At 51.8% G+C, this 19,679-nt stretch carries 20 protein-coding genes and 1 tRNA gene; 9 read left to right on the top strand and 12 right to left on the bottom strand.

Going from position 1 to position 19,679, the window contains the following annotated elements; all coding sequences use genetic code 11:
• The first annotated feature begins 70 nt into the window (after positions 1-70).
• Positions 71-1,228 (top strand): ATP-binding protein, encoded by a 1,158-nt coding sequence (locus tag HYT76_01885; GenBank protein ID MBI2082296.1) that lies wholly within the window; start codon positions 71-73, stop codon positions 1,226-1,228.
• A 9-nt stretch (positions 1,229-1,237) separates the two neighbouring features.
• Here the strand turns inward: HYT76_01885 and HYT76_01880 are convergent, their stop codons facing one another.
• Both HYT76_01880 and gltB read right to left on the bottom strand, forming a co-directional pair.
• Positions 1,238-2,020, bottom strand: coding sequence for a TIGR02757 family protein (locus HYT76_01880; GenBank protein MBI2082295.1), 783 nt, complete (start codon positions 2,018-2,020; stop codon positions 1,238-1,240).
• 32 nt (positions 2,021-2,052) lie between these two features.
• Positions 2,053-6,543: a glutamate synthase large subunit gene (gene gltB, locus HYT76_01875; protein MBI2082294.1), complete on the bottom strand. Its 4,491-nt coding sequence runs from the start codon at positions 6,541-6,543 to the stop codon at positions 2,053-2,055.
• On the opposite strand from gltB, the gene HYT76_01870 reads away from it, so the two are divergent.
• The gene (locus HYT76_01870) at positions 6,526-6,900 is read left to right on the top strand and encodes a transposase (GenBank protein ID MBI2082293.1); all 375 of its coding nucleotides are present in this window, start codon (positions 6,526-6,528) and stop codon (positions 6,898-6,900) included. The two genes, gltB and HYT76_01870, sit on opposite strands and share 18 nt — an antisense overlap.
• Here HYT76_01870 and HYT76_01865 read toward each other — a convergent pair.
• Positions 6,854-7,675 carry a methyltransferase domain-containing protein gene (locus HYT76_01865; protein MBI2082292.1) on the bottom strand — a complete coding sequence of 274 codons (822 nt, stop codon included), beginning with the start codon at positions 7,673-7,675 and terminating at the stop codon, positions 6,854-6,856. The genes HYT76_01870 and HYT76_01865 overlap by 47 nt on opposite strands.
• A gap of 29 nt (positions 7,676-7,704) precedes the next feature.
• Here HYT76_01865 and ppcA point away from each other — a divergent pair, with 29 nt between their 5' ends.
• The gene (ppcA, locus tag HYT76_01860; GenBank protein ID MBI2082291.1) at positions 7,705-9,219 is read left to right on the top strand and encodes a phosphoenolpyruvate carboxylase; all 1,515 of its coding nucleotides are present in this window, start codon (positions 7,705-7,707) and stop codon (positions 9,217-9,219) included.
• 2 nt (positions 9,220-9,221) lie between these two features.
• Here ppcA and HYT76_01855 read toward each other — a convergent pair whose 3' ends face one another.
• Positions 9,222-10,253: a hypothetical protein gene (locus HYT76_01855; protein ID MBI2082290.1), complete on the bottom strand. Its 1,032-nt coding sequence runs from the start codon at positions 10,251-10,253 to the stop codon at positions 9,222-9,224.
• 149 nt (positions 10,254-10,402) lie between these two features.
• On the opposite strand from HYT76_01855, the gene HYT76_01850 reads away from it, so the two are divergent.
• Positions 10,403-11,086 carry a hypothetical protein gene (locus tag HYT76_01850; GenBank protein ID MBI2082289.1) on the top strand — a complete coding sequence of 228 codons (684 nt, stop codon included), beginning with the start codon at positions 10,403-10,405 and terminating at the stop codon, positions 11,084-11,086.
• A 10-nt stretch (positions 11,087-11,096) separates the two neighbouring features.
• Here the strand turns inward: HYT76_01850 and HYT76_01845 are convergent, their stop codons facing one another.
• Genes HYT76_01845 through HYT76_01820 form a run of 6 tightly spaced genes read right to left on the bottom strand, consistent with a single transcriptional unit; the run spans position 11,097 to position 15,567 of the window.
• On the bottom strand, positions 11,097-11,492 hold the full coding sequence (locus HYT76_01845) for a peptide chain release factor-like protein (GenBank protein ID MBI2082288.1): 396 nt from the start codon (positions 11,490-11,492) through the stop codon (positions 11,097-11,099).
• Complete coding sequence (locus tag HYT76_01840; GenBank protein ID MBI2082287.1) at positions 11,489-12,112, bottom strand: DUF309 domain-containing protein; 624 nt, start codon at positions 12,110-12,112, stop codon at positions 11,489-11,491. The genes HYT76_01845 and HYT76_01840 overlap by 4 nt, the downstream gene beginning before the upstream one ends.
• Positions 12,084-12,704, bottom strand: coding sequence for a 3-isopropylmalate dehydratase small subunit (gene leuD / locus HYT76_01835; GenBank protein MBI2082286.1), 621 nt, complete (start codon positions 12,702-12,704; stop codon positions 12,084-12,086). Before leuD ends, HYT76_01840 begins: the two co-directional genes overlap by 29 nt.
• On the bottom strand, positions 12,701-14,113 hold the full coding sequence (gene leuC / locus HYT76_01830) for a 3-isopropylmalate dehydratase large subunit (GenBank protein MBI2082285.1): 1,413 nt from the start codon (positions 14,111-14,113) through the stop codon (positions 12,701-12,703). Before leuC ends, leuD begins: the two co-directional genes overlap by 4 nt.
• Positions 14,100-14,720, bottom strand: coding sequence for a hypothetical protein (locus HYT76_01825; protein MBI2082284.1), 621 nt, complete (start codon positions 14,718-14,720; stop codon positions 14,100-14,102). The genes leuC and HYT76_01825 overlap by 14 nt, the downstream gene beginning before the upstream one ends.
• Position 14,721: 1 nt before the next feature.
• Positions 14,722-15,567, bottom strand: coding sequence for a 3-hydroxybutyryl-CoA dehydrogenase (locus tag HYT76_01820; protein ID MBI2082283.1), 846 nt, complete (start codon positions 15,565-15,567; stop codon positions 14,722-14,724).
• Positions 15,568-15,702: 135 nt separating this feature from the next.
• Here HYT76_01820 and HYT76_01815 point away from each other — a divergent pair, with 135 nt between their 5' ends.
• The 4 genes from HYT76_01815 to HYT76_01800 are packed head-to-tail and all read left to right on the top strand — an operon-like array spanning position 15,703 to position 18,668.
• Positions 15,703-17,181, top strand: coding sequence for an ABC transporter permease subunit (locus tag HYT76_01815; protein MBI2082282.1), 1,479 nt, complete (start codon positions 15,703-15,705; stop codon positions 17,179-17,181).
• Positions 17,178-17,939 carry an amino acid ABC transporter ATP-binding protein gene (locus tag HYT76_01810; GenBank protein ID MBI2082281.1) on the top strand — a complete coding sequence of 254 codons (762 nt, stop codon included), beginning with the start codon at positions 17,178-17,180 and terminating at the stop codon, positions 17,937-17,939. The genes HYT76_01815 and HYT76_01810 overlap by 4 nt, the downstream gene beginning before the upstream one ends.
• A 5-nt stretch (positions 17,940-17,944) precedes the next feature.
• Positions 17,945-18,319 carry a fluoride efflux transporter CrcB gene (crcB, locus tag HYT76_01805; protein ID MBI2082280.1) on the top strand — a complete coding sequence of 125 codons (375 nt, stop codon included), beginning with the start codon at positions 17,945-17,947 and terminating at the stop codon, positions 18,317-18,319.
• A 10-nt stretch (positions 18,320-18,329) separates the two neighbouring features.
• Positions 18,330-18,668: a DUF190 domain-containing protein gene (locus HYT76_01800; GenBank protein ID MBI2082279.1), complete on the top strand. Its 339-nt coding sequence runs from the start codon at positions 18,330-18,332 to the stop codon at positions 18,666-18,668.
• Positions 18,669-18,683: 15 nt separating this feature from the next.
• Here the strand turns inward: HYT76_01800 and HYT76_01795 are convergent, their stop codons facing one another.
• Both HYT76_01795 and HYT76_01790 read right to left on the bottom strand, forming a co-directional pair.
• Entirely contained in the window at positions 18,684-19,019 is a 336-nt protein-coding gene (locus tag HYT76_01795) for a hypothetical protein (protein ID MBI2082278.1), read from the bottom strand.
• Between the two features lie 18 nt (positions 19,020-19,037).
• A tRNA-Glu gene (locus tag HYT76_01790) sits at positions 19,038-19,110 on the bottom strand.
• A 92-nt stretch (positions 19,111-19,202) separates the two neighbouring features.
• On the opposite strand from HYT76_01790, the gene HYT76_01785 reads away from it, so the two are divergent.
• Positions 19,203-19,676 (top strand): GNAT family N-acetyltransferase, encoded by a 474-nt coding sequence (locus tag HYT76_01785; GenBank protein MBI2082277.1) that lies wholly within the window; start codon positions 19,203-19,205, stop codon positions 19,674-19,676.
• The last annotated feature ends 3 nt before the right edge of the window (positions 19,677-19,679 follow it).

Raw genomic sequence — 19,679 nt, 5'->3', positions numbered from 1 at the left:
ACCCCCTCTCCCGAGCCTACCTCGGGAAATCCTATTGATTTAAAATAATATGCCGTGTATATTAGCGGCGATGTTTAGGAGAACCCTTCAGGGGAAGTTGCCTCAGCGAAGCTTTTTTCTCTTTGGACCGAGGCAGGTCGGGAAGAGTACGCTTCTTGGAGGTCTCAAAACCCTCTTTACCGTTGATCTCCTCGATCCAGAAAAACAACTTACCTACATAAAAGACCCCACCCTTCTATCAAGGCAACTTGAATCTCTTCCTCGCAAGGGGATGGTTCTTATTGACGAGATTCAGCGGGTTCCGAAACTTCTCGACGTGATTCATGGCCTGCTAGAGAAACAGCCAGGGCTTAATTTTGCGATGTCCGGTTCCAGTGCACGTAAACTCCGACATGGGGCCGCCAATCTTCTTGGGGGGCGTGCTCTTTATAGGACAATGCATCCCCTAACTCTTGAGGAACTAGGAAAGGACTTCCATTTAGATTGGGTCCTGAATTTTGGAACGTTGCCAAAAATTTACACACATCTTATTCAAGGGAAGGAAGATGTAGCCCAAGATCTCTTGCGTTCTTATGTCATTACCTATCTCAGAGAAGAGATAAAGGCAGAAGCCCTCGTTAGAAATCTCCAGGGCTTTCAAAATTTCTTGGATATTGCGGCGGCGCAATTTGCTGAGCAAGTTAATTTTACCGATATGGGACGTGAATGCGCTGTTGCCTATTCAACAGTCAGAGAGTTTTACTCTATTTTGGAAGATACCCTTATGGGGTTTATCATGCCTCCATGTCTCAAGAGTCTTAGAAAGAGAATGAGCCATAGCCCCAAGTTCTATTTTTTTGATAATGGGGTTACCCGAGCGATCCTCGGGACATTAAAAACCGCTGCAAGCCCCCTCGAAAGGGGGCGTCTTTTCGAGCAATGGTTTATCCAGGAGGTTTATCGAATGAACGCTTATGGGCAAAAAGATTGGAAGCTTTCATTTTGGAGAACTGGTCATGGGGCTGAAGTCGACTTGGTCATTGAAAGAGGGCGGGAAATTCTCTGTGGGATCGAATGCAAATTTAAGAAAACGATTTCCAGAGCGGATTTATCCGGCATTGATTCTTTTCGAGGGGTTTATCCAAAAAAACCTTGCTATATCGTGGCACCGATTGAGATCCCTCTGACGATGGATGGCATTAAGGTTTTGCCTCCTCACCAAATGCTAGAGGTCTTGGAAAGATTTTGAGCATCTCTCTTAGCGTCCCTTCCACCCCCTCTCCATTCCATAGTGACAGATCGCAAAGTCGAACCGTAGAGGGTCTTCCGGATCCATTTGCTTTAGAAACTCGGTAATCTCTTTCGCCATCTTCCAGTCCGGTGTCTTGCGGCAGGTGATCTTAAATTTTCGCGCGAACTGATAGAGGTGTGTATCGAGCGGGATGATCAGTTTTGAGGGAGGAATTCCTTTCCAGAGACCGAGGTCGATCCCGTCCGCCGGTCGAACCATCCACCGGAGGAACATGTTGAGTCGCTTGCAGGCGGAGCCGTTGGATGGAGTGGGAAAGAAGTAGGAAAATCCCCCCTGGCCCCCCTTTTTCAAAGGGGGGAGCATCCCTTCACAAAATTTTTCCAATGCCGGACCAACGTCCAGATCTCCTGGTGCATATCCCCTCAAAAACAGTTTCTCGAGCGAACCCTCTTTTCGATAAACAGAACGTAAGAGTTTCAAGAGTTGGATGAGATGATGCCCACGAATCCAACGGTGGCCGGAGTGGTCGATCTTGTCGAGTTGCTTTTCTGTCGCCTCGGTTAGAAATTGATGAGGACGGTGGCCGAGGATCTTGAGCAATTTTTCAATCGAGGCCATGAGCGACTTGGCATTCCCGAAGGCAAGCTCCGCCGAGAGAAACGCAACCAGCTCTTGATCGAGTGGTTCAGCGTACCGGTGAACAAATGAGACCGGGTCGGTTTTTATCAGGTGACGATTGTAGGAACTGACGATTTGGTGGAGAAACCGTTTAGCCGTTTCTTTTGTCACAACCAGAAAGTAACCGGTACCTTCTGGTTAGATCAAGCCCTTGCTGGCAGGGTGGTCTCTTCGGCCGGTTCATCGGTCCACCCGGCGGCGGCGGTCAGGTGTTGGACCACCCTCAAGTCTTTTGGATGGATCCAGCGGAAAAGTTTTCCGTACCGGGTCCATTTCTTCAAGAGACGCTGCGCGATCAGACTGCCGGTATATTTGAAGTGGTTTTGAATCATCTCACGCAGGAATCTTTCCGCTTCTGGAGGGACAGTCGAAATAGCAATCAGCTCGAGGTTGCAAAAGCGCTCGATATTTTTTTGTTCATCCAGAATATAAGCCATTCCGCCACTCATCCCGGCGCCAAAATTTCGGCCGATCTTGCCCAGTACGATGACCGTTCCCCCGGTCATGTACTCACAGCCATGATCCCCCATCCCCTCGACAACCGCCGTCGCCCCGCTGTTCCGGACACCGAAGCGTTCACCGACGGTGCCCGAAATATACACAGTTCCCCCTGTCGCTCCGTAGAGGATCGTGTTCCCAGCGATGACATTCTCATGGGAAATGAAAAGGGATCGTTCCGGAGGCCGGATCACAATCTCACCGCCTGTCATTCCCTTACCGACATAATCATTAGATTCTCCGAAAAGGGTCCATCTCATCCCTGGCACGAGAAAAGCGCCGAAGCTCTGACCGGCACTCCCCTCGAAGGTGCAATGGATTTCGATCCCGCGTGGTAATCCCGCATCTCCATAATGGCGCGCGATCTCCCCGGCGATTCTCGCCCCGACGGTCCGATGGATGTTTCGAATCGGATAGGAGAGTTTTACGGATCGTCTCCCTTCGAGGGCGTCGCGCGCATCGGACTTGATCCGTTCATCAAGCGGCTGATCCGGGGCATTATTTCGGTCCCACCCCCTTCGCCGTGGGAGTTTTTTCTCCGGGTCGACATCATGCAGGATCGGTGAAAGCTCCACATACTTTGTCTTCGGGTGATCGGTAATTTCCCGGATCCTCAAGAGATCGACACGCCCGACAATTTCGTCCAAAGAGCGGAATCCAAGCTCGCCGAGAAGTTCTCGAACCTCCTGGGCGACACCATTGAAAAAATTAACGACCCGTTCCGGGGTTCCGACATACTTTGCCCGGAGCTCCGGGTCATGAGTCGTGACCCCGACAGGGCAGGTATTCAAATGACATTGTCGTGCCATGACACATCCTTCGGCGACGAGCGGTGCGGTTCCGAACCCAAACTCTTCCGCCCCCAGCATTGCAGCGATGACGACATCGCGACCGGTTTTCATCCCCCCGTCGACGCGCAGGGTCACCCTTTCACGAAGCCCCCCACTCACAAGCCTCTGCTGGGTTTCTGAAAGTCCGATTTCCCACGCACTCCCGGCATTTTTGATCGACGACATCGGTGAGGCCCCCGTCCCCCCCTCATGGCCGGAGATCAGGATCGTATCGGCATGCGCCTTCGCGACCCCGGAGGCGATTGTCCCGACACCGAATTCAGAGACTAACTTTACCGCAATTCGGGCCTCGGGATTGACCTGTTTCAGATCGTAGATCAATTGCTTCAGGTCCTCGATCGAATAGATGTCATGATGAGGGGGAGGCGAGATCAGCGTGACACCAGGCTGGGCATGTCGCACGCGGGCGATTTCGGGGGTCACCTTGTGTCCCGGAAGTTGTCCCCCCTCGCCCGGTTTTGAGCCTTGTGCCATCTTGATCTCGAGTTCAGTCGCACGGATAAGATACTCGGTGGTGACCCCAAACCGGCCGGAGGCGACCTGCTTGATCGCACTGTTTTTGGAATCGCCGCTTGGAAGCGGATGATAACGGGCCGGGTCCTCTCCCCCTTCACCGCTCCCGCTCCTCCCCCCGATCCGATTCATCGCAATTGCCAATGTTTCATGGGCCTCGACCGAAAGGGCCCCGAAGGAGATCGAGGCGGTGGTGAATTTTTTGCGAACCTCCTCCATCGGTTGAACCTCCTCAATCGGGATCGGTGCCCCTTTTTTGAAGTCGAGAAGATCACGAAGGCAGGTTGGTGTCCGTTGATTCACCAAATTCTGGTATTTTTTGTAATCCTCATAGTCGCCGCTCTTGGCGTAGGCATGGAGCGCCTTGACCACATCGGGATTGAAGGCATGGTATTCCTCGCCACGGCGAAATCGGTAATAACCCCCTAGTGGTAGCTTGTCTTCCCCCTCCGCGTAGGCCTTTCGATGCCACTCGAGGACTTCATGAATCACTTCGTAGAGACCGATGCCTCCGATCTTTGAGGGAGTCAGTGCAAAGTACCGATTGATGGCGGATCGCCGTAAGCCTATGGCTTCGAAGATCTGGGCTGCCTTGTAGGAGGAGAGCGTCGAGATCCCCATTTTTGACATGATCTTCAAGATCCCATGATCGATCGCCTTCTTGAAACGGAGACAGGCGGTGGGAGAATCGGTGGAGGGAAGATAGCCGCGATTAACCTGTTCTGTGAGGGTTTCATAAACAAGATAAGGATAGAACGCCGAGGCGCCGTAACCGAGCAAACAGGCGAAGTGATGGATATCGAAGGCGTCTCCGACCGCGGCGACGATCGAGCATTTCATCCGGAGTCCCTCGCGAATCAGGTGATGATGGACCGCAGCGACAGCGGCAAGCATCGGGATCGGGGCTCGATCTTTGTCGATCTCCTCGTCGGAGAGGATGATAATGCTGTATCCCTCGGCAACCGCCTTTCGTGCCGCCTCTGAAAGAATGACCAAGGCATCCTCGATCCCATCGGCCCCTTCGGAGACCTGGAAGGTCGCTGGAAGGATAATTGATTTAAATTCAGGATCATTTTTTAGGGACTCAAATTCTTCCGGGAGGAGGGTTGGCGAAGAGAGGGTCAGACGCGAGGCATGTTCGGGGGTTTCCTGAAAATAGTTTTTACAGGCACCCAGATGGACCTCAAGCGACATTATCATCTCTTCACGGATCGGATCGATCGGAGGATTCGTGACCTGGGCAAAGAGCTGTTTGAAATAATTATAGAGGCGACGTGGCTTTCGGGACAGAACAGAAAGCGGGGTATCATCCCCCATGGAGAAAACGGGATCCTTTGCCTCAGCTGCCATCGCACGAATCACGAGCTGGATCTCTTCTTCCGTGAGCCCGAAGGCGCGCTGGCGTAATTTGAGTGTCTCCGCCTGATAAGGGACAGGGGCAGCGACCGGCTTCAGGAATTTCAAGTGGTCGTCGAGCCATTTTCGGTAGGGGCGTTTTGTCGCGAGGGATGACTTGATGGCATCGTTCTCCAAAAGTTTCCCCGCCTCGGTATCGACTGCGATCATCATTCCTGGCCCAAGACGTCCCTTTCGAACAATATGAGAGGGGTCGATATCGACGACACCGACTTCGGAACTCATAATAATCAGATCGTCATCGGTCACAATATAGCGTGCCGGTCGGAGACCATTTCGATCCAGGGCCGCTCCGACGATCTTCCCATCGGAAAAGGCGATCGCGGCCGGACCATCCCAAGGCTCGGCAAAACAGGAATGAAATTCATAAAAGGCCCTTAAGTCAGGGGCGACATTGGGGTCTTTCTCCCACGCCTCTGGGATCAACATCGCCATCGTCTCGAGGACGTCACGACCGGCCGCGAGCGAAACTTCAAGTGCATTATCAAAAGAAAAGGAATCGCTCCCCTCCGGCATGATGATCGGTTTGAGGAGAGGATTGTAGCGGGCCCAAGGAAGCTCTAACAGATCGGGTTCCCGCGCCCGCATCCAGTTTCGGTTTCCGGCGATCGTGTTGATCTCGCCGTTGTGGGCGACAAACCGGAACGGCTGCGCGAGTGCCCAGCTCGGCATCGTGTTGGTCGAAAATCGCTGATGATAAATCGCAAGCGTTGATTCGTAGTCCGGATTTTTGAGGTCGAGATAAAACTCAGGGAGTTGGGAGGCGAGCATGAAGCCCTTGTAAACAAGGGTGCGGGAGGAGAAGGAGGCGACATGAAGATCAAAGAAGGAATGCTCGAGGACGAGTGCCTCGATCTCCTTTCGGACCATGAAGAGGGTTCGTTCAAACTCCTTTTTGGGTGTGCGACCCTTTCTGGAGACGACGAACTGTTCGATGATCGGTTGGGTCTTCAGCGCCTTTTCCCCGAGCGCCTCAGGGTTGACGGGGACCTTGCGCCAGCCGAGGACCTGGAGTCCGTATTTTGCTGCGGTCTCTTCAAAAAATTGCCGGCAACGCTCCCGTGCCATATCAGCCTGCGGGAAAAAGACCATCGCGACGGCGAGGTCGCCGCTCTCGGGGACGGAATGCCCCCACCCCTGGATTTCAGGTCGGAAGATTTTTCGGGGGATTTGAGTGAGGATCCCGGCGCCGTCTCCGGTCTTTCCATCGGCCGAGAGGGCCCCACGGTGGGTCAGATTGGCGACCGCCTCAAGCCCCTTTTTAACAATCTCATGACTTTTGTAGCCAAGGATATTGGCGACGAACCCCGTCCCGCAGGAAGATTTTTCTTCTAATGGGTGTCTTTCTTCCATCATCGAAAAGTAAAAGAAGTTTATAGAAGCATCGCGTCAGGGGCAAGGAACAAATTAAAGGGAGGGGGGAAATGGGAGGGGGATTTCAAGCCGATGGCGAGGCAGGCGTTAAAGAAGATTCTTGAGGGACGGATGGAAGAATGGGGTTCCTGTCAGCTGATCGCCACCGATGGGGGAACAGGCCTTCACGCCGCCTTGGAGATCGTTTATCCCAAGACCCCCCTGCAACGCTGCTGGGCGCACAAGACGCGCAATGTCCTGGATAAAGTGAAAAAGAAGGATCGGGAAGCGGTGAAGAAGGCCCTTCAAAAAATCAGTCATGCAAAGGTTCAAGTTTTTCCGCATGGATCTCCGTTCTAGTTTCATCGTAGAAAACCGGTTGGGGTCTGCCAATTTGATGATTCATAAAGATCGCAACAAGATCTGAAATGAAATGAGAACGGAGAGGTTGGGGAATTGGCGTCAAAAACGAACTATGCCCCAGCAGCCAATTTTTTAATTCTTCCGCATCTTCAAAACGATAAGACAATGGAAATGTTTGAACAGAAAGTGGCTGCAGATTTTGTTTTGCCAACAATTGAGAATATTCCGTATCGGATAAAAGGGTTACAGGTCGTATGAAATTATCGAAATATCTCTTCCAACGTTCGGTCGAAATCGTCTGTGAGACAGCCTCGTAAAATCGGCTTCCAAGGCTGGCTGGGACGGTCAAATAAAATTTCCCCTTTCTTTTGAGAGCCCTTGAAATACCAGCCAAGACAGCAGGTATGTCACGAGACCAATGCAGGGCGGTAAAAGAGACAACGAGATCAAATTCCTCCTGGAAGGTTATCTCTTCGGCCATGAGACGGAAGAACTCTAGGGAAGAGTATTTTGAAACAGGAAAAGTTTTCTTGGCAAAATCAATCATCGATTGAGAAGGATCGATGCCAACAACCCGTCCCTTCGGAACCTTTTTGGTTAATACAGCTGAAATCTTGCCGTCTCCACAGCCAACATCGAGAATATGCTCATTGCCCTGAAAGGAGATTTGCCGAATCAATCTTTGGGCCGCCTCAAATTGTGGTCTTGAGTTATCGTAATAGAATTCAGCGTCCCACGTCGGTTCTTTCGTTTGATTACTCTTCACTTGCATGATTTCTTTTTATAGGATCTCTAACAGAAATGCGCAAGATCCCCGCCACGATGGCGACCCAGCACCCTGACAACGCCAACATCCCTTATTGGGGAAAGTCGGCCGCCATTTCCACCCTCGAGGAGGTGGAGGAGTGTTATCACGTCTTTTCGGACCTCGGGGGAGATGAGTATATGTGGGATTGGGAGGGGAAGTTTGTTGATGAGGCGGTCGTCGATCGACTCTTCAATCGTTACCACGACTACTTTCGAAAAAATCAGCTTGGCAAGGACAAGTTCCTGACCTTTCGAATCCCGAACATCTGGGAGGAGAAAGGGTACCGGCTGGCACGCTCCTACATGACGATCATTACAGCGGCACACACCGCTGAAGAACAGGGACTTCATGTGCCACCGCTCTTTGAGGTGATCCTCCCGATGACGACGCAGGCGGCACAACTTTTGACTGTTTTAAAAAAATACAAAGAGGCCTTGAAATATGAGGAGGCGATTTTTGAGGAAAAGGTAGCCGGCCGACATTCGATCGAATTAATCCCTCTGATCGAGGGGAGTGTCACACTTCTCCATTCCCGGAAAATTCTGAAGGATTATGCGGCGGGGTACGAACGACTTTTCAGAAAGAGACTGACTTATATGAGACCTTTCATTGCGCGATCGGATCCAGCTCTGGATGCCGGCTTTGTGCCCGCCCTCCTTTCGGCGCGCGGGGCGATTTCGGAATATTACCGGTTTGAAGAGGAGAGTGGAATCCGTGTCTATCCGATTATTGGTGTCGGATCGCTGCCGTTTCGGGGTGGTTTGTCGCCAACCACGATCGACGATTTTTTCAAAAATTATTCCGGGGTTCGAACCGTTACGATTCAGTCAGCCTTTCGGTATGATTACCCCCTCCCTCAGGTCAAAAATGCGATTCGGCGCCTCCATCGCGAACTTCCGAAGAAGAGGGCTGTTCGATTCAATGATCGCGAGATTCGGGAACTCACCATTCTGGCGGAACACTTCGCCTCATTTTATCGACCAGTGGTGACCCGCCTCGCCCCTGTGATCAACCAGATCGCTCGTTTTGTTCCTTCGCATCGGGAGAGGATTCCTCACACCGGTCATTTCGGATACTCTCGCAAGGTTGGAAGGGATAAGACAAAAATGCCGCGTGCGATCGCCTTTGTCGCCGCCCTCGCTTCGATTGGTATCCCACCAAGTCTCATCGGGACTGGCCGGGCTCTTCGCGCTGTTATTCGGAATCGTCAGGAGAAATTATTAGAGAGATTCCTGCCGACCTTTCAGAATGATCTCGAAAATGTTGGGAATTATCTAAACTGGGAGAATCTCAAATTCCTTGCCCGAGGGAATCCTGGCTGGAGTGAGATTCGGGAGGATGTCCTCGCAATCGAAGATTACCTGGGGAAGAGGATTGGCCCTCAAAAAACAGAACATTTTATCCACCGAAACCTGACGTCAAATATTTATCATCTTTGGCAAGAGGGAAAAGGGGAGATAACCGAAGAGATCTTGCATGCAGCCAAGGTCAGAAGAAGCCTGGGGTAATTCTAACTCAGAAGGTCCACAATAACCTGTGCCACCTCCTCCGCCTCCATCATGTCGATATGATTCCGGCGTGGAAAGACGATCACGCGACCGGGTCCTAACGGAAGAAGGGCCGACCGATGACCGACGACGCCATCGTAAAGTTCGCCGGGTGTGCGTCTGACCGCAAGTCTCGAGACAAGCCGTGTCCCTCCTTGCATAAAGGCGTTTGCCACCAAAGAACGAGGGCCTCCCCCATGGAGCCCCCAGGTCTGGGCACCGCCAATAAGCAAGTAGTCAACAATCGTCTCGAAATCCTCAGGACGTAAACCGATCTCTTGATATAACCCGGGTTTGTCACCGATCCCGTTGAGATACCCCTTTCTTAACCACCTCAGCGTTCCCGGCAGGACCATTTCGATGCCACCGATCCCCTGTTGACCGAAGGCGGTCAGTTCGACCTCATTCAATGGACCTCCCATCGGCATCACACGAACACCTTCCAGACGTTCCGCCAATTCATGAAGCGCATGGACATTTCGATGAGGCGTTGGAGGGAACAGACGATCGAGTCTTCGGATAGTTAACTCACGTCTGAGAGCAGGGAACTTTGCCGGTGCGGCGACAAAAACACTCACGACTGCCCCCAGTGAAGATCCGACGATCGCTGCCGGATTTTCGGGGGGATGGACAATCAGGCTTTCGAATGTCTCGGCAATTGTTCTTTTCAACGCGAGGAGGCGTCTCCTTTCCGCCTCAGGAGAGAAAAAGACAGTTTGGCCCCTCAGCCCGCCCCTCTCGAGCGTTTCAATGAAACGGGGTGCATACTGGAGATGTCCAAGACAGCGCAGCAGGAGAACGCTTCGGGCCCCTGAGGGGAGAGTTGGTGAGAATCCACTGCCAAGACGTTGAGCGGCAGAGCTTTCATAACCACTCACGACGACATCTGCTACCCCTCCAACAACCCGACCGACAACTTTTTCGGCAGCGGCCGGGAGGCCGGTATGATGAATGAGAGAAACACCTGATCTTGCTAACGCAGTGAGTCGTCTCAAGAGCACCTCGATTACGAACAGCTTATCGAGCGATCGCCAAAAAGGTTCGTGAAAAATGAGGTCTTGATCTTTCTGCTTGATTTTGGGCTTTCAGATTCGATACCGTTCGGCCTCGATTTAAAAGAGGGGTTATTCAAAAGGAGAAAAAAATGAAAAGAAGAAATAGATTCTATTTTGTCATGCTTCTTGTGGGCCTAACTCTCACTGCCTGTGGTGGAGGAGGAGGTGGTAGTGGAACGGGAGAGGTAGAGGATAGGGCGGAGTTGACAGGGGCCTCGGCCTCTACGTCAAGTGCCGCAGGGGGAAGTTCTGATTCGACGAGCTCGCTTGTTGTCGACGTCCTTTCGCTGACGAAAGACGCCGCATCTGGTTCGATCGATTGCACAGGGGGCGGTACGATGGCATACACCGCTGATTCAACCGTCAGCGCAACTGAAGGAGAGAAGATCACATCGAGTTTTACGATGACCGGGACGGCGACCGAATGTGGAGAGGACAAACTGACAGGGACAGTCACCACAGCGGGTGATTTGACGGTTGATGTTGATGCAAAGGATTCGTCAAAGACCAAAATAAGCGGTTCATTGACGGTAACAATGAGTGGGAGCACCTCTCGATGCACGTCACTTTCTACCGATAATTTTAAAGTGACCTTCTCAGGGACCCTTGCCAAAACGGTGATGAAGTTTGATGGCGCGATCAGTGGGACATGTACCGGTGGATCTGCCTCTTGTACCTTCGAAGGGGTTGAGATTGACGACAGCATGACTGAAGCGGAGATGGAGCAGGAGCTTTGTGATGCCTGTGATATCCCGAAAGAGAAGTGCGGCTAGCCATCTTCCGTTAAAATTCAATTTTTCGCTGGGCCAAGATTTTCGACCGTCGGTGTTTTTCTTTCAGCATCTTTTCCTTCGCCCGCTTCGATCGTTTTCTCTTCTGACGACGGATCTTCTCGATCCTTTTTCGCTCTTCACTCTGTTTGCCGAGGATAAGTGCCTCAATCTTGTCCACAAGGAGGCGTCTGGCGAGGAATCGGTTATCGGCCTGACTTCGTGAAGATTGGCAACGGATTTGGAGAGATGTGGGGTGATGGATGAGGAGGACCGTGCTCGATGTCTTGTTGATTTTCTGCCCCCCTGCACCGGTGCCGCGAACAAAATGTTCCTCGATATCGGATTCCCGGATCCCGAGCGCCGCCATTTTTTCCGAAAGCTGTTTTTGTTTTTCCAGAGAGATCATTTTCTTGTTAATTTCAGGAAGGGGTAGTCTTCTGGGGAAGGATTTTCTTCAAATTGTTGGATCTTGGCGATCTGACTCCTGAGATCAAGTCCCATCAAGTTTTGTGTCGAAACGGTCTGTAGTTTCTCAAGCCCCTCTTTGAATAATTTCTTCATCCCGCTAGAGTTTCCAACCCACCACTTGATCATCCCGGCGGAGATTTGGATCAGGCCTTGCAGAAAACGGCCTGCCTCGTCTGTTTTTTCCGTTGTTTTCCAAACTGTCTCCCACGCCTCGTGGGCCTCCCACCAGTAGTTAAAATTGAAGAGATCGATTCCATAGAGAAACCTCTGCAAAAGTCCATCTGCTTCGTTGTCTTCGTCGGTCGCTCCTCGACGTACCAGCGTAAGTACGCCTGCGTCGCGCCTCCTCAGCCGCCTCGCATCTGGGTCTTTTTCAGAGGTTTCATCATTTACCCCCCCCACTTTAACAAAGGGGGGCTGGGGGGGATTTTTCAAATGTGGATGCAGTGTAATCCCCGGAATAAATCGATACGATGGGAGCGGCTGGTCAGAATATCTTTGATGATTCGGATCAAAGGCAGGTGGTTCTTCAGATTTGCGGGTTATGTTTTTTTTCAAATGTGGCAATCTCCTTTTCATGTCGAAGGGAGAGTCCGATCTCGTCGAGTCCACGAATCAGGTGTTCTTTGACAGACCGGTCAATCTCGAAGTGAAACGAGATCTCTTCCGGCAGATGGAGTGTGACCCTCTGTTCTTCGAGATTCACAGTCGCCTCCAGTCCTACATAACGTTCGACCATCTGAAAGATCTCCTCCACCTCTTCTTCCTTCAGTTGGACATTCAGGAGACCGTTTTTGATGCTGTTGTTATGGAAGATGTCTGCGAATGCGGGGATCTCCCCCTTCCTTGGGGCGATGACGACCTTGAATCCGTACTGGACCACAGCCCAGACCGCATGTTCTCGTGACGAGCCACAACCGAAGTTGTTTCGGGTCATGAGGATCGAGGCGTTTTTAAATCGAGGTTGGTTCAGTTCGAACTGCGGGTTTGGTTTTCCGTCCGGAAGATAACGCCAATCAAAGAAAAGATTTTCGCCGTATCCGGTCTTCTGGATCGACTTCAAAAATTGCTTCGGAATAATCTGATCGGTGTCGACATTGGTACGATCGAGTGTGGCGATCAGTCCGCGATGTGATTTAAAGGATTTCACTTCCATCTCCTCACATCCACAAAATGCCCCTCCACCGCGGCTGCTGCGGCCATTTCGGGACTCACGAGATGGGTTCGACCCCCCTTCCCTTGGCGTCCCTCAAAATTTCGATTCGAGGTGGAGGCAGATCGTTCTCCCTCTTTTAGTTGATCGGGGTTCATTCCTAAACACATGCTACATCCCGACTCCCGCCATTCCGCCCCTGCGTCGAGGAAGATTTTGTGAAGCCCCTCCGATTCCGCCTGTTTTTTGACCTGTTGAGATCCTGGGACGATGAGGACCTTCACCTTTGGAGAGACCTTCCGGCCCTTCAAGATCTTTGCAGCGACACGGAGGTCCTCGATCCGGGCGTTGGTACAGCTTCCGATAAAAACGACGTCGATCGGGATTTGCGTGATCGGCGTCCCGGGTTTTAGTCCCATATAGTCGAGCGCGCGCTCGGCGTCTTTTTTGGAAAGACCAGCGACTTTAGACGGATCGGGGACGACAGAGGTCACATCGGTCACCATCCCCGGATTGGTCCCCCAGGTGACCTGGGGGGCGAGTTCATCGATCGGAATCGTGATTGATCGGTCAAACCTCGCCTCCGGATCGGTCGGCAATTGTTGCCAAATCTTTACAGACTCATCGAATTTTTTCCCCTTCGGGACATAAGGACGGTCTCCCTTGGCGATATACTCAAAAGTCGTTTCATCCGGGGCGATCATCCCGGCACGGGCCCCGGCCTCGATACTCATATTACAGATCGTCATCCGGTTTTCCATCGTGAGAGAACGGATGACCGCACCACAGTACTCGAGGACATATCCGGTCGCCCCAGCGGTGCCGATGGTTCCGATCAGCTTGAGAATCAAGTCCTTCGGCGTGACGCCAGTGGAGAGCTTACCGACAAACTCAACCCGGAACGTCTTTGGTCTTTTTTGAGCAAGGCATTGGGTGGCTAGGACATGTTCGACCTCACTCGTCCCGATCCCAAAGGCGAGTGTCCCGAAGGCCCCATGGGTCGAGGTGTGGCTGTCGCCACAGACAATCGTTGTGCCGGGTAGGGTTAGCCCAAGCTCAGGACCGATGATATGAACAATTCCCTGCGACTCGCTGCTCAGATCAAAAAGGGTGATCCCAAATTCCCGACAGTTTTTGGTGAGCGCCTCGATCTGGGCTCGTGAGATTTCATCTTTGATCGAGAGTCGATCGACCGTCGGGACGTTGTGGTCCATCGTGGCGAAGGTCAGATCCGGACGACGGACCTTTCGCCTCGCCAGTCGGAGCCCCTCGAATGCCTGTGGGCTTGTCACCTCATGGATCAGGTGCCGGTCAATATAAAGAAGGGTATTGCTATCGGTTTCGCAAACGACGTGGGAGTCCCAGATCTTTTCGAAGAGAGTCTTTGGTGAATTAGAACGGTTCATAAATCATCTTTCCCTCTGGCGATGTTCCAATCCCTACCGGCTGAAGATGAAGCGGCCTCGTTTCTCGATCAAGAAAAATCTTATATCCACAAGCGTGTGCCTTGTCGCAAAAATAAAAATCCTCACTGACGTGTCCCTTTTTTGTCCATCCATTGACAAACCAGGGGGGTTTCATTTTTCGAAAAACATCTCGTCGGATCAAAAGACAACCTCCACCGACCCGATCGACCTCCTGAAGGGCTGGGCCTCTTTCCGAGATTGGGATAAAACCTTTTTTTGCTTTGATAAAGGCCATTGGTTCGTGGGGTGGTGTCCTTTTCCGGTAGAGGCCGCTCACGATCGGGAGATTTCTTGATAAAAGCTGGGCGAGGGCGTCTGGGCGAGGCGCGATGTCAGCGTCGAGAAAAAAGAGGTGGGTGAATTGGTTCGCGTGAGAGAGCATCTGTTCGACCAAGTGATTTCGTGCGCGATCGACAAGCGCCCCCTGAAAGACCATGAGTTCGGAACCCCTCGGCTTTTCCATCTCGAGGATCGCCGCGACCGTCTGCCAATAGATCATTGGTGAGGCGAGGGGGATGGCAATCGCGACGCGGGGTTTCTTTGGCATATTACGAGTACGTGTAGAACCCTCTTCCGGTCTTTCTCCCTAGCCACCCCGCATCGACGTACTGCTTGAGAAGGGGGCACGGCTTGAATTTGTCACCGAATGATTCGTGGAAGACCTCGAGGACCCAAAGGATCGTATCGAGTCCGACAAAATCGGCGAGGGTCAGGGGTCCCATCGGCTGATGGGTGCCGAGCTTCATCGCCTTGTCGATATCCTCGGCGGTGCCGATCCCTTGATAAAGGGCATAGATCGCTTCGTTGATCATCGGGACGAGGATCCGGTTGACGATAAATCCGGCAGAGTCTTTTGACAGAACACTGATCTTCCCCATCTTCTCGGCAAGCGCCTTCGTGATGGCATAGGTTTCGTCGGAGGTCTGAAGACCACGGATAATCTCCACGAGCTCCATCATCGGGACAGGATTCATGAAGTGCATCCCGATGATCCGTTCTGGCCTTTTGGTCTTTCCGGCGATTCGCGTGATCGAGATCGACGAGGTGTTTGTGGCAAAAAAGGTCTCCGGCTTGCAAATCCGGTCAAGCTCCTCAAAGGTTTTGAATTTAATTGGTTCATTTTCGGTGATCGCCTCGACGATAAAATCACAGTTTGCGAGGTCTTTTGTTTGAGTCGAGGTTCGAATCCTCTCTTTGATCGCCGGGATATCCTGGATCTTTCCTTTCTCGGCGAGTTTGGCGAGCGACTTATCGATGACTGAAATCGCTTTTTTGAGAAATTCCTCCTTCAGATCAACAAGTACGACTTTGTAGCCGGCTTGGGCTGCGACCTGGGCGATTCCGGAACCCATCTGTCCGGAGCCGATGACGCCGATGGTTTGTATGGGTTTCATAGGAGAGGGTTTTAAGGCATCCTCATGATGAGGGCAAGATGATAATGGTCATCACCAATACCCCAAGTATCAAATTTGAAAATTTTTCTGATTTCCCTTGGAACTTTTGAAAATCAGTTGTTAAAGAGAAGAAAAATGTCCTGGATCCGGTTGGCCTTCCTGGTGCTCGGTTTTTCCGCGCTCTCCGGAGCGGCCTTTAGTCAAGAAAGCACACTAGAGAAAATCAGATCTCGAGGCTTCCTCCTCTGGGGGGCTGATCGTGAAGGGGGTGCCCCATTTATTTTCCCGGACCCGAAGGATCCGGATCGTCTTCTGGGCTTCGAGGTGGAGATTGTCGAGGCGATAACGAAGGAGCTTGGTGTCGGCCAGAGACAATTCCAGGATGATTGGGACAACCTGATCCCTGCGTTGCAAAAGGGAGACTTTGATCTTTCTCTGGATGGAATCGAGATCACACCGGAACGTGAGGGGGAGGTTCTCTTCTCACGCCCCTTTTACGTCTATACCGAACAGATCGTTGTTCGCAGGGAAGAAGAAAAAATTCAAAAGTTTGAGGACCTGAAGGGAAAGAGGGTCGGGACCCTTTCTGCCTCAGCCGCGATGATGATGCTGGGCCAGCTCGGTGGAGTGAATATCCGTGTCTACAAAGGGCAGGTAGAGCCGTATACCGATCTTGCCTTGGGGAGATTGGATGCGGTCTTCCTCGACCTTCCGATTGCCGAGTATTATGCCGGACCGAATCCGAAGCTGAAATTTGTCGGAGATCCGGTCGGTGAGGGTTTTTACGGGATTGCGATGAGGAAGGGGGAGGAGGAACTCAAAAAGGAGATTGATCGGATTTTGGAAAAACTCCTCCATAATGGAAAGCTGCAGAAAATTTATGAGAAATGGAGGATTTGGAATAAGGCACAAGACAAACTTTTTCAGAGTGATTTTTCCGGCATGATGACTTGGGAGATGGCACGGGAGGTGTCGACCTTACGATTTATCCCGACCCTTTTGAAAGGGGCCGGTATTACCATTGGGCTCTCCGTGCTTTCTATGGTCTTGGCGATTGTCCTCGGATTAGCTCTGACGATCGTTCGTGTTTATGTACCGGGGCCCTTCAGTCGATTGGCGACCGCCTATATCGAGATCTATCGAGGGACACCGCTGCTGGTTCAACTCTTTATCCTTTATTATGGTCTTCCGAATATTGGGATCAGTTTGAGTCCTTTCGTTGCGGCGATCCTCGGACTTGGGATGAATTACGCCGCCTACGAGTCCGAGATCTATCGAGCTGGGATTGCCGCCATCCCGAGAGGCCAGAGTGAAGCGGCCCAGGCCTTGGGGATGCCTCAGTCGGTTGTGGTCAGACGGATCATCCTTCCTCAGGCGATTCGCATCACCCTGCCGGCAGTGACAAATGATTTCATCGCCCTTTTTAAGGATTCCTCGATCGTCTCCATGATTGCGATGGTTGAGCTTACGAAGACGTACAGCATTCTGGCCTCGACAACCTTTAAGTATTTTGAATTGGGGTTGATTACCGCCTTCCTCTATTTTGGGATGAGTTACCCACTTTCCCTCTTGAGTAGGCGGCTGGAAAGGCGTATGGGGAGGGCTCTTCGATGATAAAAATTCAAGGACTTCACAAGTCATACAGCGATCATCATGTCCTCAAGGGGATCGACTTCGAAATTGCGAAAGGCGAGGCGGTGGCGATCATCGGACCCTCCGGGAGCGGGAAGAGCACCTTGCTTCGGTGTATTAATGGACTCGAATATTTCCAGGAGGGGGAGATTGATGTCGGGCCGATCGAACTCCATTCGATCGAGCGGCTGAGGCCCAAGCGGAAGGATCGTGAGGCGATTCGCCAGATCCGTCTCATGGTCGGGATGGTTTTTCAACATCTGAATCTCTTTCCCCACATGACAGTCTTGCAAAATATCATTGAGTCACCAACGAAGGTCTTGGGTCTTTCCCATGAGGAGGCGGTCAGCCAGGCGCGGGAACTTTTAAGGAAGGTGAATCTGAATTCCAAGGAAGACCGTTATCCCGAAAAGCTTTCCGGTGGTGAACAGCAGAGGGTCGCGATCGCGAGGGCGCTTGCGATGAGGCCTCAGACGATGCTCTTTGACGAGCCGACCTCCTCACTCGATCCGGAGATGGTCGGTGACGTCCTTTCAGTCGTTCGGGATTTGATTGACGATGGGATGACGACACTCATGGCGGCCCATGAGATGAGCTTCGCGCGGGAGGTGGCCGATCGGATCATTGTCCTCGATCAGGGGGAGATCGTCGAGATCGGGACACCGGCGGAGGTCTTCAATTGCCCGAAGGCGGAACGAACGCGTTCTTTCCTGAGCCGGGTTCTGGTACGACCTTATTAAAAAATATGGCGAGATTAACTCTTTTGGCAGTGGCCGGGGCAGCGGGGACCCTCTCTCGCTATCTGGTGGGTGGGTTGGTTCATCGCTTTCTGGGATCCGAATTTCCCTATGGAACGCTTGCTGTGAATCTTGCGGGTTGTTGTGCGATCGGTTTTTTGGGGACAATCGCCGAGGAAAAGTTTTTGCTGAGTTCCGCTATGCGAACAACCCTGCTGATCGGTTTTCTCGGTGCCTTTACCACCTTTTCAAGTTTTGCCTATGAGACCTGGGGGTTATTCAAGGAGAGCGAGTATCTCCTGGCTGGAGTGAATGTAGCGGCAAGCTTTGCAGGTTGTTTTGTTGGGTTGTTACTTGGTGTTCTCCTGGCGCGAACCATATAAGGGAGGGGTTATGCAGATACCCGAAGAGGGAAAGTTGCTCCGGATTTTCATCGGTGAATCGGACCGGCATGACGGAAAACCGCTCCATGAGGCGATTATGTTGTTGGCCAGAGAGAGGGGTTTGGCCGGATGTACGGTGGTCAAGGGGTTTGAGGGATTTGGGGCGGCCAGTCGAATTCATACGGCGAAGATCCTGAGGCTTTCGGAGGACCTGCCGGTCATTATTGAGATTGTGGATGCTGAGGAAAAGATCGAATCCTTCCTGCCGATTTTGAACGGAATGGTCAAAGAGGGACTGGTGACAGTCGAAAAAGTTCGAGTCGTTCTGTATCGGCACGAGAAGAAATAGATGCCGTCCGATTCGTTACTTCTTTTTCTTGGGCTTAGCAGCTTTAGATTCTGCCTCTGGCGCTACCTCCGGCTCTGCTTCGGACGCCGGTGTTTTTAGCGAGTCGGACCATTCGGGCCGTCTCGTGACGCGATTGCAATCGACAGAGGTCAGCCCGGCGGCCGTGCTTCCGTCTACATACATGAAGTAACACAATTCAGTCACCGTATCATACAGGTAACGGAAATCGCCGATCTCTTGCTCATAAATACCCGACTTTTTATACTCACTGACCTTGAAGGTCTTGGCCAGTGCCGGAATCGACAGAGCCAGAAATACCACCATCATGATGGCTAGTTTTGTGATGTGCATAGAGTCCTCCTTTGTTTGCGCTCCCAACCGGATTCGAACCGGTGTTTATGCCGTGAGAGGGCACCGTCCTAGGCCTCTAGACGATGGGAGCCGTCGCTACGGTCGCTTAGGTAGCAAGGTTCCCATTACCAATCAACCGATATCTATTGACTCTTAGGAAGACCAGAAGGTACCGGTTACTTTATGGCCCCGCCATTCATTAAAATCCGACGGTGCCAGCAAGGTGATCTGTCTGCCGTTGCAGCCATTGAGGCCCGGTTTTTCTCAAAATCGAGTCTCCTTCCACTTTTTTCATTCATTCAATATTTCGATCTCTTCTCTGACCTGTTTTTTGTTGCGATATCGAAAGGGAAAGTAGTTGGTTTTGTCGTCGGCGGTCTGATTTCGGCCGATCAATCCCAGGGATGGTTGCTGGATATCGCTGTTGCTAAAAATCTCCACCGTCGAGGTGTTGGAGAAAAACTCTGTCGGAATTTATTTCAACGCTTCAAGCAACTGAGAGTCAAAAAAGTCTACGCTACTTGCAGCCCCTCGAACAACGCCTCGCAGGGATTGTTGGGCCAATTTGGTTTCAGAAAAAGTCGTTCTATCCAAAACTACTTTGGTCCCAAGGAACATCGGTTGTTGCTGGTTTGTAAATTTCGAAACCGGAATTAAAAA

It is taken from the genome of Deltaproteobacteria bacterium (assembly GCA_016180845.1).
In the GTDB taxonomy this organism is placed as follows: domain Bacteria; phylum UBA10199; class UBA10199; order JACPAL01; family JACPAL01; genus JACPAK01.
This window is presented reverse-complemented; position numbering and strand designations above follow the sequence as displayed.